At 42.6% G+C, this 16,566-nt stretch carries 8 protein-coding genes; 6 read left to right on the top strand and 2 right to left on the bottom strand.

Annotated features, from left to right (window positions below; all coding sequences use genetic code 11):
• Positions 1–26 precede the first annotated feature (26 nt).
• On the bottom strand, positions 27–1,901 hold the full coding sequence (locus HYN43_RS16890) for a M1 family metallopeptidase (RefSeq protein ID WP_119410463.1): 1,875 nt from the start codon (positions 1,899–1,901) through the stop codon (positions 27–29).
• Between the two features lie 139 nt (positions 1,902–2,040).
• Between HYN43_RS16890 and HYN43_RS16885 the strand changes: the two genes are divergently transcribed.
• The gene (locus HYN43_RS16885; RefSeq protein WP_162996529.1) at positions 2,041–2,283 is read left to right on the top strand and encodes a hypothetical protein; all 243 of its coding nucleotides are present in this window, start codon (positions 2,041–2,043) and stop codon (positions 2,281–2,283) included.
• A 22-nt stretch (positions 2,284–2,305) separates the two neighbouring features.
• Here HYN43_RS16885 and HYN43_RS16880 read toward each other — a convergent pair whose 3' ends face one another.
• Positions 2,306–3,067 carry an NUDIX hydrolase gene (locus HYN43_RS16880; RefSeq protein ID WP_119410461.1) on the bottom strand — a complete coding sequence of 254 codons (762 nt, stop codon included), beginning with the start codon at positions 3,065–3,067 and terminating at the stop codon, positions 2,306–2,308.
• 189 nt (positions 3,068–3,256) lie between these two features.
• Between HYN43_RS16880 and bglX the strand changes: the two genes are divergently transcribed.
• The 5 genes from bglX (at position 3,257) to HYN43_RS16855 (ending at position 16,565) form a co-directional block, all read left to right on the top strand.
• Positions 3,257–5,563 carry a beta-glucosidase BglX gene (gene bglX, locus HYN43_RS16875; RefSeq protein WP_119410460.1) on the top strand — a complete coding sequence of 769 codons (2,307 nt, stop codon included), beginning with the start codon at positions 3,257–3,259 and terminating at the stop codon, positions 5,561–5,563.
• Positions 5,564–6,493: 930 nt separating this feature from the next.
• Positions 6,494–9,742, top strand: coding sequence for a SusC/RagA family TonB-linked outer membrane protein (locus tag HYN43_RS16870; protein ID WP_119410459.1), 3,249 nt, complete (start codon positions 6,494–6,496; stop codon positions 9,740–9,742).
• A gap of 28 nt (positions 9,743–9,770) precedes the next feature.
• Complete coding sequence (locus HYN43_RS16865; protein ID WP_119410458.1) at positions 9,771–11,543, top strand: RagB/SusD family nutrient uptake outer membrane protein; 1,773 nt, start codon at positions 9,771–9,773, stop codon at positions 11,541–11,543.
• A 77-nt stretch (positions 11,544–11,620) separates the two neighbouring features.
• Positions 11,621–15,232: a VCBS repeat-containing protein gene (locus tag HYN43_RS16860; RefSeq protein ID WP_119410457.1), complete on the top strand. Its 3,612-nt coding sequence runs from the start codon at positions 11,621–11,623 to the stop codon at positions 15,230–15,232.
• A 10-nt stretch (positions 15,233–15,242) separates the two neighbouring features.
• Positions 15,243–16,565: a vanadium-dependent haloperoxidase gene (locus HYN43_RS16855; RefSeq protein ID WP_119410456.1), complete on the top strand. Its 1,323-nt coding sequence runs from the start codon at positions 15,243–15,245 to the stop codon at positions 16,563–16,565.
• Position 16,566: the final 1 nt, after the last annotated feature.

Here is a 16,566-nt window from a genome sequence, read left to right as displayed (position 1 = left end):
ACGCGAACTGCGAGGAGGAGAGCTAATTAGTTGGCTTTCATCCACACATTGTCTTTCTTGTTACTATCCGGATCATAAGTTGTACCTAACACCAGTTTTTTAACAGCTTTTTTAGCTGCAAAATCAACCCTGGTACTGGTGTTGCCTGTTCGCCATACGGCAATGCTTTTATGTACAAGTTGGGTGCTTCCATCCGCATAATAAACGGTTAAATTAACCGGTATGGGTTTACTGCCAACTTTGTTAATCACTACGCTGTATTTATCGCCTGTGTTATTTACTTTTCCAATACCCAAATCTGTTACCCCGTTATCAAAAAACCAGGCCTTCCAAAACCAGTTCATATTAACACCCGCACCAGTGTTCATGCAGTTAAAAAAATCATAAGGCATAGGGTGTTTACCATGCCATTGGGCAATGTAGTAGTGCAGGGCCTTGTTAAACAGTTCATCGCCCAGCATATCTTTAACATATAAATACGCCATTGCAGGCTTCGGGTAGCTATCGGTAAAACCGGCCGCGCCAATAAGGGCGGGGGTAAGCGTCATAACCGGCACATCAACTTCCTGTCCTGCAGTTTGTTCAACAGCGGCTACTCCGTAAGGGTCAACAATCGAGTGATCTATCTCGGGGCTTACCAGCCATTCGCCAATGGTGGCCCAGCCTTCGTCCATCCAGCCGTACTTGGTTTCGTTAATACCCATATAAAACGGAAACATGGTATGGAATATTTCATGATCGGTTAAGGTGATGGCATCTGTTTTATCCTCCAGCGGATTATCGTTCACCATCATGGGGTATTCCATCTGGTCTAATCCGTCAAAAACGGTTTCGTGCTGGTATGGAAATGGCCATTTCGGAAATTTGTAGCTCATCACCTCTACGGTTTTGCGGGCGTAATCAACCACGGCGTAGTAATCCTTGTGGCTGGGGTTAAACACAGCGTCAACACGTGTACGTCTGCCGGTTTTAGGATCGACAACCAGGCTGGATGCTTTCCATAAATAATGATTGCTTGTGGCAAAAACAAAATCGGTAACGCTGTCGGCTTCAAACTTCCAGGTATGGGTTGGCGCTTTTTTGGTGATATCGCCGGCTTTAACATCTTCCTCAGTAATTACGTCCGTCACTTTATCGCTTACACAAGCGTCGGCTATTCGTTTAATAATGCGGGAGTTGTAAACATCATCAGGGTTTTTCAAATCGCCGGTTGCCCATACTTTATAATCGCCGGGAACCGTGATCTCGGCGCTGAAATGGCAAAAATCGTTATAAAATTCCTGCGAACCTGTGTATGGATAATCATTCCATCCGTCAATATCATCATAAACGGCCACCCGCGGAAAGAAATATGCTACGAAGAATGCACCGGTATCAATTTGCCCGGTGCGGATATGCGAACCTTGATTTAAGGTATATGAGTAAGCAATATCAAAATGCACTTTTTGTTTCGGGGCGATGGGTTTAACGCGCAGCGTCATATTGGTGCCGTTAACGCGGCGATGGGTGCTATCCTGCGGCTGATTATTTATGCTTAGGCTACTGATGTGTACGCCATCGGTTAAATCGGCAGGTGAGATGTTTGACTGATGCGGAACAGCCTTTTTGTACAGGTTGGGATAAAGTTTAAACTGCACTCTTTTTAAACTATCGGGACTATTGTTAATATAATCGATACCAACGGTACCGCTTACCAGGTGTGTTTTGGGATCGAATTTTACTTTAATGGCATAGTCGGCAGTGTTTTGCCAGTAGTTTTTACCGGGGGCTCCGGCTGGGGTGCGTGTGCCTTTGGTGTAGGTTTTTTGCAGATTAACAGCAATAGGCAATGTTTGCTGCGCGAAAATTGTGGTGCTGCCAAATAATAAAAATACCGGCAGTAAATTTTTTATCCTGATCATTTATGCGGATGTATATGAGTTATATTTGAAGTAAATATAACAAACCCTATCCTAAAGCGTATATGCTATAATTTTGCGATTATACAGTTTGCGGTAAAAGCAACGGATGGGGTACTTCAACAACAATAAACTTAATACGATGACTGCCGAAAAAATGATCATAATAACAGGTAAGCAATATCTTGTACTAAAGCAACAATTAGAGAGCAGCGAAGGCCTTACCTATAATATAGGTACTGATAAACATCCCGAATTGGTGCGCATCACCAATATTTATATGGATACCGATGCCGATTTTACCCGTAACCCCAAACAATTTGCCAGCATGCACGAGGATTTGAATGTGCAGGTGAAACTGGAGTATACGCCCCCGGCCGTTTAAAGCGGGAGCGATAAGCAGATTTTTACCATCCCCCCTTAAATCCTTCGGTTAAAGCGTGCTGATAATTCTCCAAATCAAACGAATATAAATAAGGAGCCTTATGCGCGCCGCCTTTGCGTGGTTGTTCAGATCTGTTCAATATGCCGAAACCTAATATGCGGCGTTGAAAATTACGCCTGTCCAGCTTTTTACCCAAAATGGTTTCATATAGCTTTTGCAACTCGGGCATGGTAAACTCCTTAGGCATCAAGTTGTAACCTATGGGCTGATAGTTAAGTTGCAGCCGCAGTGTATCCAATGCAGTTTTGTAAATATTTTCATGATCAAGCTCCATTTCGGGCATGTCATCAAGGTCGCGCCAGGTACATAGTTCTGAAAACTGATCCTGTTGCGGGCTTACACCAAAAAAATCAACCAGGGCATAGTATCCGATGGATATAAACCGGCCCGAAAACCAGTTTTGTTCCTGGGGAATCAAGCCCTGGTACATGTCATTATGCACTTTTGAGCGGTCAGGATCGCCAAATACCTTGAATTGCTGTAAAAAAATCTTGTCCAAACCGGTGCGCTCCTTCAAAATCCTGTCGGCAGCATCGTCTATCGGTTCCTGTTTCAATACAAAACCTCCGGGCAGGTACCATTTCTCTTCGTTGTGAGTTTTTAATAACAGCACTTTCATTTGCCCTTCATGAAAACCAAATACAACACAATCAATAGAAATATGGTTCACGTAGTTTTTACGGGCATCCTCGCTGTATTCAATAAGTTGCTGTTTACTTAACATTTGCGCTATTGTACAAATAAAGTTTGATTTTTTAATTATAATATTTACAATTGTGTACTTAATACACTATGATAAATGCTGTAATTTCGACATTTAAAATTTACCAAAAATATTTATGCAGGTGCTGAAATGCCCTGATTATTAGTCATATTTGTTAACCAATTATTTACTACCCAATAAATTCAAAAAATGAAAAAGTATTTTTCGAGCCGGCTGGCCGTTGCCGTAATGCCGCTTTGCGTGGCGCTGTTGCCTTATAATAAGGTGTCGGCCCAAAACAAAACTGAAGACGCAAAAATGAACACCTATGTAAAAAGCCTGATGAGCAAAATGACGGTTGATGAAAAAATCGGTCAGCTTAACCTGGTAACAATCGGTGCGGCAACAACAGGTTCGGTAGTAAATAAAGGTGTTGAAGAAAATATTAAAAAAGGATCGATAGGTGGTGTGTTTGGTGTTTGGGGTACGGCGCAAACCCGACAAATCCAGGATATAGCAGTAAAAAACTCAAGGTTGCACATTCCGCTAATTTTTGGTTTGGATGTGATCCACGGTCACCGCACCATTTTCCCCATCCCTTTGGGTATGTCGGCAACCTGGGATATGAACCTGATTAAACAATCGGCACAAATTGCAGCAAAAGAAGCAACCGGCGAGGGCCTTAACTGGGTATTTTCGCCTATGGTTGATATAGCCCGCGATCCGCGCTGGGGCCGCATTTCCGAAGGTTCGGGCGAGGACCCATGGTACGGCTCGCAGGTGGCCAAAGCTATGGTGCAGGGTTACCAGGGTGCCAGCATGAAAAATGCCGATGCGGTTATGGCTTGCGTAAAACACTTTGCGCTGTATGGCGGTGCCGAGGCAGGTCGTGAATATAACACGGTAGATATGAGCCGTATTAAAATGTACCAGGATTACCTGCCGCCATACAAAGCTGCTGTTGACGCCGGTGCAGGTAGTTTCATGAGTTCATTTAACACAGTAGATGGAGTACCGGCAACCGGTAACCAATGGTTATTAACCGATTTGCTAAGGAGGCAATGGGGTTTTAAAGGTTTCGTAGTGTCTGATTATACTGCCGTAAACGAAATGACAGCCCACGGTCTTGGCGATCTGCAAACTGTATCTGCTTTAGCATTAAAAGCAGGTTTGGATATGGATATGGTGGGAGAGGGCTTCCTGAAAACACTGAAAAACTCGCTTGCACAGAAAAAAATCACCCAGCAGGAAATTGATCTGGCCTGCCAGCGTGTTTTAGAGGCTAAATATAAATTAGGCCTGTTCGAAAATCCATATAAATCGATGGATGCCGATAAGGAAGCTAAAGAAGAGTTATCGCCGGCAAATCGTGCTGCCGCAAGGGAGATCACCAAACATTCGTTTGTATTATTGAAGAACGATAATGAAACCCTGCCTTTAAAAAAATCGGGTAGCATAGCGTTGGTTGGCCCCCTGGCCGATAATCACCGCGATATGCTGGGTACCTGGGTTATTGCCGGCGAATGGCAAAAATCAGTTAGTGTGATGGAAGGTATCAAAAACGTAGTGGGTAACAATGTTGCCGTTAACTATGCAAAAGGTGCTAACATTACCGAAGATGCAGAATTTATTAAACGTTTAAATTTTGGCCCGGGAATGGTTTCTGTTGATCCTAAACCAGCCGACCAGCTTTTGCAGGAAGCAGTTGATGTTGCCAAAAAATCGGATGTGATTGTGGCCGTTGTTGGCGAATCGCAAAGCATGTCGGGCGAATCATCAAGCCGTTCGGATATTGATATTCCCGAAAGCCAGAAAAATATGCTGAAAGAGCTTTCAAAATTAGGCAAACCAATGGTGATTGTATTATTTAACGGCCGCCCGCTTACCTTAACCTGGGAGGATAAACATGCCAGCGCTATCCTTGATGTGTGGGCTCCGGGATCAGAGGCAGGTAACGCCATTGCCGATGTTTTATTTGGCGATTATAACCCGGCCGGTAAATTAACCGCTACTTTCCCGCGCAGCGTAGGCCAGATACCTATTTATTATAACCACAAAAATACCGGCAGGCCTTATAGCAGCGGTCCTACCAAGTTCAAATCTAATTATCTTGATATCTCTAATGATCCGCTTTATCCATTTGGTTATGGCTTAAGCTACACCACCTTTAATTACAGTGATGTTAATTTGAGCAAAACCAAGCTTAAAGGTAACGAAACATTAACCGCTACGGTTACCTTAACCAATACCGGTAAATATGCGGGCGAAGAGGTGGTACAGCTATACATCAGCGATCCTGTGGCAAGCATCAGCCGATCAGTAAAAGAATTAAAAAACTATCAGAAAGTAAATCTTCAGCCCGGCGAATCAAAGCAGGTGAGCTTTACAATTACTACCGAACTGCTTAAATTTTACAACAGCCAGTTGAAGTATGATTGGGAGGCAGGTGAATTTGTTGTTCAGATAGGCACAAACTCGTCAAATACCCACAAAGCATCGATTTGGTGGGCTAAATGAGGCTCAAAATGGTATAATACATTTTTAGCACTTTGTTAAAAATTGTAAAGGTATTTTTTTACCATAAAAATATTGCAGAGGCACCGGTAAGTAGTTTTACCGGTGCTTTTTTATTTTAACAAAAATGGCCAATACGTGATGTTTAGCGTTGTGAAATCGATTGCCATAAATGTTAATTAAACATTTATTGTTGAAAAAATACAGGGTGAGGAAATGTATTTTTAACATTTATTATTGATCATTAATAATAAATGTTGCCTTGACAGTATATGGCAGGTATGATGATATTTTAACACTTTGATGAATTATTGACAATGCTTCGTACGGGATTAAAATGAGATTAAAATTGAAGTGTAAAAGGCCCGTTACATGGATATTTATTGTTTTAATAACTTTTTAGAGGCGGGTATTTGATAATAGCAACAATTTAGCAATGCGATATTTTTAAAAAAATAGGTATCTTGTTAATAATGTTTTAACAAAGTGTTTGCAATTTGTAATTTTTACGGATAAAATGGGTTATAAATAATTAATTTGCAAATCTGTTTTTCCCACTTGTGTATACAGTACACACTATTTACATTAGTTCCATAGCCAATATAAATTTCTGCAAAAGCAGAAAGCGTACAGAATCTAATATTATTATAACATTTTAACCAGGGAGGTTTTCTGATAACGGAAGCCCCAAAATAGTGGTAACACGGTAAAAGTTTAAAAATTACGCGCGAGAAGATTATATGATAAAACCTTTACATTTTTCAACTTCCTGCATTTTATCTCACAAAAATCTGTTTAACGGAGCCCATCTCACAACTGCTCTGTGTAACCAGGTTTCATGCAGGTGCGTATCTTATTATCTCAAAACATAGCCCGCCAATTATCGACCAAAAAGCTTAAATCAAATATATTAATCAACTAAATCTCAATCTCATGTTTAAAAGTTTACTCCTAAAAGGAAGATTCCTGGGTTTGCTGCTATGCTGCCTGGTGTCTTCATTGGTAGTTACAGCCCAAACAAAGTACAAAGGAAAGGTTATCGGCTCAGACGATAAGCTTCCGGTGGTTGGCGCATCCGTACGCGTCAAAGGTACAAGTACAGGTACTGTAACTGACGTTAACGGTGAATTCACCTTAACCCTTAGCCCTGGCAATACCCTCGTGGTATCGTACATTGGTTATCAAAGTACCGAGGTTAAAGTAGGTACTGATGTTAACCTTCGTATTACACTGCAATCGGGCAGCAGCACGCTGAACGAGGTTGTGGTAACAGGTTACACCGCTCAGCGTAAAAAAGATATCACCGGTTCGGTATCGGTGGTTAACGTGGCCAACATGAAAACAGTTCCGGCATCAAATACAGCAAGCTTACTGCAAGGTACTGCTGCAGGTGTTACAGTGGTAAACTCGGGTAACCCCGGTGCTAATACCACTGTAAACGTACGTGGTGTGGGCTCTATTTTCAGTACTGCTCCGCTGGTTGTGATCGATGGTGTTCAGGGTTCGCTAAATGACGTAAACCCTAACGATATCGAAAGTATCCAGGTTTTGAAAGACGGCCAGGCATCTATATTCGGTGTTCGTGGTTCAAACGGTGTTGTATTGGTAACTACTAAAAAAGGTAAAAGTGGTGCCGCAACTATTAGCTACGATGCTTACTATGGTACACAAAGGCCTTTAAAAGATGGTTTTAAACTTGCCGACAGTAAAACTTATGTGCAGGCTATTTACGAATCGTACAAAAACAGCCCCAAAGCTGACGGTACAAGTCCATTGGCTGATGGCAACGTTCAGTATGACCCCGGAAAAACCGGTACCTGGACTATCCCTGATTATATCACTCCTGCAGGTGCTAAAGAAGGTGATCCTAAAACCAATCCCTCAACTTACCTGTTAAACCCCTTTGTAACGGATAACCAGATTACCCGCGCCAATAAACAAGGTACCGACTGGTTTCACGAAGTGTTCAAGCCAGCTCCAATACAAAGCCATAATATTACAGCAAGCGGTGGTAGCGAAAAATCTACCTATTTAATGTCAATCAGTTACCTTAATCAACAAGGTACTTTAATTGATACCTACTTTAAAAGGTATGCAGCCAGGATCAACACCAACTTTGCCGTAGGTCCGCACATCCGCGTAGGTGAAAATGCTTATATTTTTTACAAGCGTAACCCTAACGTAAGCAATAACCAAAACGAAGGTAACGCGATATCATATATCTATCGCGAACCACCGGTTATTCCTGTTTATGATATTAAAGGTAATTTTGCCGGTACCCGCTCGGGTAGCTTAGGTAACTCAAGTAACCCTGTTGCAGTTCAGGAACGTTCAAAAGACAACCGCAACAATAACTGGGATATTACCGGTAACGTTTTTGCCGAAGTTGACTTCCTGAAACATTTCACTATCCGTACGCAGTTTGGTGGTACTGTAGATAACTATTACTATTACTTCTTTAATAAACCGGCTTACGAAAACTCGGAAGGTAATACTTCAACCAATGGTTTTACCGAAGTTGCTGGTTATAACAGTCAGTATACCTGGACCAACACTTTAAACTACAACCAAACATTTGGTAAACATAAAATAGCGTTTTTAGGTGGCTCGGAAGCAATTACTACCTACCGTCGCGGTATCCGTGCAGGCGGTGGTAACTACAACATCTCTTTCGATCCTAACTATGTAACGGTAGCTAACGGTGCCAACCCACCAAGTAACGGCGTTGATCAGTTGTTTGATGCAGGTCTGCTATCATACTTTGCTAAATTAGATTACCAGTTTGATGAAAAGTATATTTTAGGCGCTACTATCCGTCGTGATGGTTCGTCATATTTCGCTCCTGGTCACCAATGGGGTACTTTCCCGTCAGTAACCGCCGGTTGGAGAATTTCGAAAGAGGCTTTCCTGAAAGATGTGAGCTGGCTTAATGATATGAAAATCCGTGGTAGCTACGGTAGTCTTGGTTCGCTTGCAGGTGTTGAGACCCGTTTAAGCAATGCTTACGACTTATATGCACAATCAAACGGTAACGCCAACTATGATATTACCGGTACAGGTAATTCAACCGTAACAGGTTTATACCGTGTTCAAATAGGTAACTTGGCTACTACATGGGAAACTGATAAGATCAAAAATATTGGTTTTGATGCTACCTTGTTCAACAACAAATTTGATTTCACATTCGAGTATTTCGAAAAATCTGTAACAGGTTTATTATTTGGTTCAACAGCTCCGGGTATTGCAACGGCACCAAGCGCTGTTCAAAACTTGCCGTACGTTAATGGTGGTAACATCAAAAACAAAGGTTTCGAGATTATTACAGGTTACCACGGTAACGCCGGTAGCGACTGGAAATATGACGTGAGCTTAAACGTGAGCCACTATTCAAACAACGTAACAAATTTAAACGGTGCCAAATACCAGGATCGTAACAGCTCAGGTTCAACCCGTCTGCAAAACTTTGTGAGGTTGCAACCTGGCCAGCCGGTTGGTGAGTTTTATGGTTATAAAGTTATCGGCTTGTACCGGGATGCTGCTGATATAGCTGCTTCTCCGACCGATGGTAATGCACGTCCGGGTTTATTTAAATATGCCGATGTTAATGGTGACGGAAAGATCAGTGCTGATGACAAAACTTTCATTGGTAACCCGAACCCTAAATTTACAGGCGGTTTTACTTTGAATGTTACTTACAAAAACTTTGATTTGAACGCCTTCCTATACGGTTCGTTCGGTGGCAAAATCTTTAACTATATTAAATACTGGACTTATTTCCCTCAGGTATTTACAGGTAACGTAAGTGCAGACATCTTAGGCCCTAAAGTTTGGAAACCAGGTGCTGATAACAGCAAAGCTACTATCCCGGTATTAACCCGTACAGCTAACGCTGATAACACAGGCGAGCCAAACTCATGGTACGTTGAAAGTGGTAACTATGTAAGGTTAAAATCATTGATGTTGGGTTATACCGTACCAAATGCTAAAATCAAAGCTTTAGGTATTAAAAGGATAAGGTTTTACGTGTTAGCTAACAACTTATTTACAATTACCAAATACTCTGGTCTGGATCCTGAACTTCAGCCTTCAAACCTGAGTGATAATACCAGCTTCGGTATCGACTTTGGTAACTACCCTGCCGGACAGAAGATATACAACATTGGTGTTAATGCATCTTTCTAAACATTGAGAAATTTTTAATATAAAAGTTATGAAAAAAATTCAAATGAAACTGATCATGCCAATAGTATTACTATTGGTGTGCCTGGTGTACGCATGTCGTAAGGATATGCTTAACCGGCCAATACTTCAAAGCTTAAGTCCGAATATTGTGGCCAACAAAACAGGTGTTGAGAGTTTATTGATTGGTACATACTCATTACTTGACGGTGTGGGCGGTAACGGTGGCGGTATCAACGCGGCCGGTTCAAACTGGTTATTTGGTAGTGTTGCTGCCGGTGATGCTTATAAAGGTTCTGAGCCGTCAGATGGTGGTAACGATGCTTTGCCGGTAGGTAATTTTACTTATTCAACATCAAATCCATACATCAGAGATAAATACAAGCTATTGTTCAACGGAGTAAGCCGTGCTAACGACGTTTTGCGTACCTTACCTTTAGCTAAAGATATCTCGGCTGATGATGTTAAAAGGATTACTGGCGAAGCGAGGTTTTTAAGGGGATACTACTACTTCGAGTTGAAGAAGCTGTACAACATGGTACCTTACGTAGACGAAACACAAGCCGATGCAAACCAGCCAAATGACAAAGACATCTGGCCAAACATTGAAGCTGATTTGCAGGCAGGTATTGATAATATCCCTGCGTTGCAAACGCAAAAAGGCCGTGCCAACAAATGGATTGCTATGGCTTATCTGGCAAAAGCAAAAATGTTTCAGCACAAATTTGCCGAAGCTAAAGCTTTGTATGATAACCTGATACCTAACGGTACCAAACCAAGCGGCGATCATTTTGCGCTTAATGATAATATGCAGAAAAACTTTAGCCCACAGGCTGGCCAGAAAAACAGCGTTGAATCTGTATTTGCTGCTCAATCTTCGGTTAATGATAACTCTGGTGGTAACAACGGTAATACCGGCGATGAGCTGAACTTCCCTTACAACAGCGGCCCTGGTGCATGCTGCGGTTGGTTTAACCCATCACAATCGTTAGGTAACTCATTTAAAACAGACGCTGTTACTGGTTTGCCATTATTCACTACCTTCAATACAGGTAAAAAAGTGAGTGGTAAAACAGATCCTTACACAGGTACTTTAGATCCACGTATCGATATCACCATGGGCCGTCCTAACATCCCTTACCTTGACTGGGGTAATCCTCCTGCAAGCTGGATCCGTGACCCTACAGATGGTGTTTTCAACCCACGTAAAAACGTTTATTCATCTGCCGAAAAAGGCACCAACTCAAGTACCGAAAACTACTGGGCAGCTAACGAGGTTACCTCGAACAACATCAACTTAATGCGTTGGAGCGATGTACTGTTAATGGCTGCTGAAGCAGAAGTTGAAGTAGGTAGTGTTGACAAAGCTTTAACTTATGTAAACATGGTGCGTAACCGCGCTGCCAATCAAAGCTGGTGGGTTTACAAAGGTTCGGCTTATGATCCGTCAAAATCTGAGTATACTGTTAAAACCGACGCAGCTGATAATTATTTAGTTAAACCTTACCCAGCCGGTGCATTTGCCGATAAAAACTACGCCCGTATGGCTATCCATTTCGAGCGTAAATTGGAATTAGCTATGGAAGGTCAGCGTTTCTTCGACTTACAACGTTGGGATCAGGGTACAGGCAGCATGGCTGATGAGATCAATGCATTCTTTGCTTACGACGTGAATGTTAACTCACAGCTTAACGGCGCTCACTTTACCAAAGGTAAAAACGAGTACTACGCAATTCCTCAAAGCGAAATTGACCTTTCAGGTTCAACCGGTGCTTCAAAACTTAAACAAAATCCTGGTTATTAATTAACGCTTGATTTTAAATATTCTAACTTTAGGTGGAGATATTTATCTCCACCTTTTTTTATAGCCTGATATCCATAATGAAGTATATTATCCCCTTTGTATTGCTGTTGGTATGTGCTGTTACTTCCTGTAAAAAAAATACACTGTTTGAACAGGTTCCGTCGTCGCATTCGGGCATTACTTTTAAAAATACCATTGTTGAAAACGATAGCATTAATCCGCTTACCAAGCTTAATCTTTATAACGGTGGCGGCGTGGGCATAGGCGATTTTAATAACGATGGGTTGCAGGATATATACTTTGTTGCCAATACCACATCAAACAAACTTTACCTTAATAAAGGCGATATGAAGTTTGATGACGTAACCGATGCGGCAGGCGTACGCGGTAGCGGCGGATGGGGCAGGGGCGTGGCTGTTGTTGATATTAATAACGACGGCCTGATGGACCTTTATGTATGCTATACTTTACTTGATGATTCGGTTAAGCGTACCAATTTGCTGTACGTAAACCAGGGGATTGGGAAAGACGGGGTACCCCGCTTTAAAGAAATGGCTAAGGAGTACGGCCTCAATGTAAAACTCCACTCAACCATGGCCTCGTTTTTTGATTATGATAACGATGGCGACCTGGATATGTACCTCACCGTTAATGAAGCGGTAGCAGGCGATAACCAGAGCACTTTCAGACCGATAATTACCAATGGCAGCCACCGTAGTACCGGGCAGCTTTACCGTTGCGATTGGGATGCAAAACTAAACCACCCGGTTTATACCAATGTATCCAAACAGGCAGGCATAGGTACCGAAGGATATGGCCACGCCGCCACCATTGTGGATATTAACCGCGATGGCTGGAAAGACATTTATGTAACTAACGACTTTTTAACCGATAACATTTTATACATTAACAACGGCAACGGCACCTTTACCGATAAGGTGCAGGAGTATTTTAAACACACCGCTTTCAGCTCGATGGGGCAGGATATTGAGGATGTGAACAATGATGGTCTTGCCGATGTTTTTGAGGTAGACATGAACCCGGAAGATAATTATCGCAAAAAGATGTTCATGCCGCCAAATAACTACCAGATCTTCCAGAATTTTGACCGCTATAAATACCAGTATCAATATACCCGCAACACTTTACAAATTAATAACGGACCGCGCCTTGGCGGGAACGACTCGATAGGTGATCCGTCATTCAGCGATGTGGCCTTTTTAAGCGGTGTTGGCCAAACCGACTGGAGCTGGGGCCCGATGATAACCGATTTTGATAACGATGGCTATCGCGATATCATCATAACCAATGGTTATCCGCGCGATGTAACCGATCATGATTTTATTACCTTCAGGCAAATGGCTTTTTCTGTTGCATCAACCCAACAGGTGCTGGAGCAGATCCCGATTGTTAAGATCCCGAACTACGCTTTTAAAAACACCAATGGTTTGCAGTTTGAAGATGTAACCAAAAGCTGGGGACTGGGTGTTCCGTCGTTTTCAAATGGCTGCGCCTATGCTGATCTGGATAATGACGGCGCTATGGATATGGTGATCAATAATATTAACGATGAGGCTTTCATTTATAAAAATACAGCCCGTAAAACAGATATCAACGGTAATAATTATTTACATATACAATTTCACGGCGGCCCGAAAAATATAAACGGTCTTGGCGCTTTTGCCGATATTTATTACGATCATGGCAAACATCAGTATTATGAAAATACGCCATACCGGGGCTACCTGTCAACCATTCAGGGCATAGCGCATTTTGGCCTGGGCAATATCAGCAAAGTCGATTCGGTGGTGATTAAATGGAACAATGGTAAAAAGCAGGTACTTGCTAATGTTAAAACCAATCAAACCCTGCAGGTTAAAATTGCCGATGCAAAACTTGATTATAACAATAATCACCCGGCCATAGATAATACCACGCTGTTTAAAGATGTAACACAATCGGCAGGTATTACCTATAAACACCAGGAACAGGACTATATCGACTTTAACGTTCAGAAAATGATTCCGCACAAACTATCGGAATACACCCCGGCGGTTGCAGTTGGCGATGTTGACGGTAACGGTTTTGACGATATGGTGGTTGGCGGTACAACCAAATATCCGGCGCAGTTGCTGTTACAGCAGGCCAACGGTAAATTTATTCAGCGCGACCTGGTATCTCAGCCTAAAATAATACAGGCTTCAAATGCCAACGATATGGCCCATATGATGTCGCCGGTACAGGTTAAGGATGAAGGCATGCTGCTTTTTGATGCCGATGGCGATGGCGACCTCGATTTATATGTAGCCAGTGGCGGCAATGAAAGCGAACCGGGATCAGCCAATTACCAGGACAGGTTATACGTAAACGATGGTAAGGGCAATTTTAAACTACAGCCGGATGCTTTACCTAAAAACCTTACCAGCAAATTGTGCGTGAAAGCAGCAGATATTAACCGCGATGGTAAAATGGACCTGTTTATATCCGGCCGGGTTGATCCATGGAATTATCCTAAGCCTGTATCAAGTTTCATTTTGCGTAACGACAGTAAAAACGGGGTAATTAAGTTTACCGACGTTTCCGCATCGGCAGCAAAAGAGCTGAATAACATCGGCCTGGTTTGCGACGCCACTTTTACTGATTTTGATAACGACGGCTGGCCCGATCTGATCCTTACCGGCGAGTGGATGCCTATCACTTTCCTTAAAAATAATCATGGCACATTTAAAAATATAACCGCCGCTACCGGAGTTGAAAATAAACTGGGCTGGTGGAACACCATTGCCGCCGGCGATTTTGATCACGATGGCGACACCGACTACATAGTAGGCAACACCGGGCTTAATACTTTTTATAAAGCATCAGATCAGTACCCGATATACATTACTGCTAAAGATTTTGATAACAACGGCAGCTATGATGCATTCCCATCAGTGTTTTTAAAAGATCAGGAAGGTAAGATGCAGGAGTTTCCGGCGTATGGCAGGGATGATGTTGTTAAACAGATGATTAGTATGCGTATTAAATTCCAAAATTACCGCTCGTTTGCAGTGGCAACCATGGATTCGGTGATAACGCCTAAAATGCGTGAGGGAGCAATCAGGCTAAAGGTAAACTACCTGCAATCGGTTTATTTGCGTAATGATGGTGGTGGCAAGTTTACAGCTTTGCCGCTGCCGGTTGAAGCCCAGATGTCTGAACTGTGCGGCATAACCGTTGACGATTTTGACGGCGACGGCAACCTGGATGTGGCACTTAACGGTAACGACTACGGCACCGAGGTTTCGACCGGCCGATATGATGCCTTTAACGGTTTGTTGCTTAAAGGCGATGGCAAAGGCGGCTTTAAACCACAAACCATTATGCAAAGCGGCATTTATATCCCCGGCGATGGCAAGGCTTTGGTTAAGTTAAGGGGGGCTAAGGGTAATTACCTGCTGGCAGCTACTCAAAACAAGGCGGCAATGAAACTATTTGAGCTTAAACGACCAATAAAAACGGTTAGTTTACAGCCTTTTGATGTATTTGCTACCATAAAATATAAAAACGGAAAAACCGCTAAACTGGAATTTTATAATGGTAATTCGTTCTTGTCGCAATCGGGCAGATTTTTTAATATTGAAAGTAATATGGCATCGGTAACCGTAACCGATAGCTATGGTCATCAACGAGCCGTTCCAATTAATTAAACTATTACAAATGAGATGCTTTAAGATATTTATAGCCCTTGCGGGGTTTGCTGTTTTATTGAGCTGTGGTGAAAAATCAAAAAAGATCCCCCTGCTTAAGGATGCCGATGTGATACACAATAATGTTGATCAGCTTACGCAGGTTATTATTTATGACGTGTTTACACCGCCGGTTGCCAGTCGTATTTACGGCTATACCACATTGGCTGCTTACGAGGCGCTACGTTATGAGCATCCCGAATACAACTCGATAACTGCGCAGCTCAAAGCATTCGGTAAACCGCCGGTACCCGAAAAAGGATTGAAATATAACTATACCCTGGCGGCTACCTCTGCATTTTTTACCGTGGCGCATAAGGTTACTTTCTCTATCGATTCGTTAAAAAAATACGAAGCTAAGATGTACGCCATGTACAAAAGCAATCTTGACGATTCGACCTATGCCCGCTCGATGGCTTTTGGCGAGAAGATTGGCAAGTATGTATTAAAAAGGGCATCGGTTGATAATTATCCGCAAACGCGCGGTAAGCCGAGATTTTTAGGTAATGATAATCCCGGAAACTGGCACCCAACCCCTCCTGATTACCTGGATGGCGTTGAGTTTTGCTGGGGAACGATGCATACTTTTGCGGTAGATACCTCAACCATGTTTCCGCTTCCTCCGCCTCCCGCCTTTAGCGAGGATAAAAACAGTGAGTATTTCAGGCAAACCCTTGAGGTTTACAACCTGAGCAAAAACATCACACCCGAACAAAGAGCCATTGCCAGGTTTTGGGATGACAACCCTTTTGTAATTGAGCACAAAGGACACATGATGTTTGCCAATAAAAAAATTACCCCTGGCGGGCACTGGATTGGCATTACGGCCATTGCCTGTAAACAGACACATGCTGATGCGTTAAAAACAGCGCAAGCCTACGCCCTTACATCCATTGCTCTGTTTGATGCCTTTATTTGCGGCTGGCAGGTAAAATATGAAACAAATTACATTAGGCCGGTAACCATTATCAATGATAAAATTGATCATGATTGGTTGCCGATGTTACAAACGCCGCCCTTCCCAGAATACCCCAGTGGTCACAGCGATATCAGCGCGGCATCTGCGGTAATGTTAACTCATTTGTTTGGTGATAACTTTGCCTACCAGGATACCAGTGATTTGCGTTACATCGGTATGCAGCGCCACTTTGATTCCTTTTTAAAAGCATCTGATGAAACGTCTATAAGTAGGTTTTATGGAGGTATCCACTTTAAAAACAGTGTAGACCAGGGTGCGGTTCAAGGCAGGGCTGTTGGTGAGTACATCTGGAAAAAAATAAAACTTAAAAACTAAC

The organism is Mucilaginibacter celer (assembly GCF_003576455.2).
Classification (GTDB): domain Bacteria; phylum Bacteroidota; class Bacteroidia; order Sphingobacteriales; family Sphingobacteriaceae; genus Mucilaginibacter; species Mucilaginibacter celer.
This window is presented reverse-complemented; position numbering and strand designations above follow the sequence as displayed.

Coding starts and splice junctions, on each gene's coding strand:
- HYN43_RS16855 (WP_119410456.1), top strand. CDS start 15,243: ATGAGATGCTTTAAGATATTTATAGCCCTTGCGGGGTTTGCTGTTTTA.
- HYN43_RS16865 (WP_119410458.1), top strand. CDS start 9,771: ATGAAAAAAATTCAAATGAAACTGATCATGCCAATAGTATTACTATTG.
- HYN43_RS16860 (WP_119410457.1), top strand. CDS start 11,621: ATGAAGTATATTATCCCCTTTGTATTGCTGTTGGTATGTGCTGTTACT.
- HYN43_RS16880 (WP_119410461.1), bottom strand. CDS start 3,067: ATGTTAAGTAAACAGCAACTTATTGAATACAGCGAGGATGCCCGTAAA.
- HYN43_RS16890 (WP_119410463.1), bottom strand. CDS start 1,901: ATGATCAGGATAAAAAATTTACTGCCGGTATTTTTATTATTTGGCAGC.
- HYN43_RS16885 (WP_162996529.1), top strand. CDS start 2,041: ATGACTGCCGAAAAAATGATCATAATAACAGGTAAGCAATATCTTGTA.
- HYN43_RS16870 (WP_119410459.1), top strand. CDS start 6,494: ATGTTTAAAAGTTTACTCCTAAAAGGAAGATTCCTGGGTTTGCTGCTA.
- bglX (WP_119410460.1), top strand. CDS start 3,257: ATGAAAAAGTATTTTTCGAGCCGGCTGGCCGTTGCCGTAATGCCGCTT.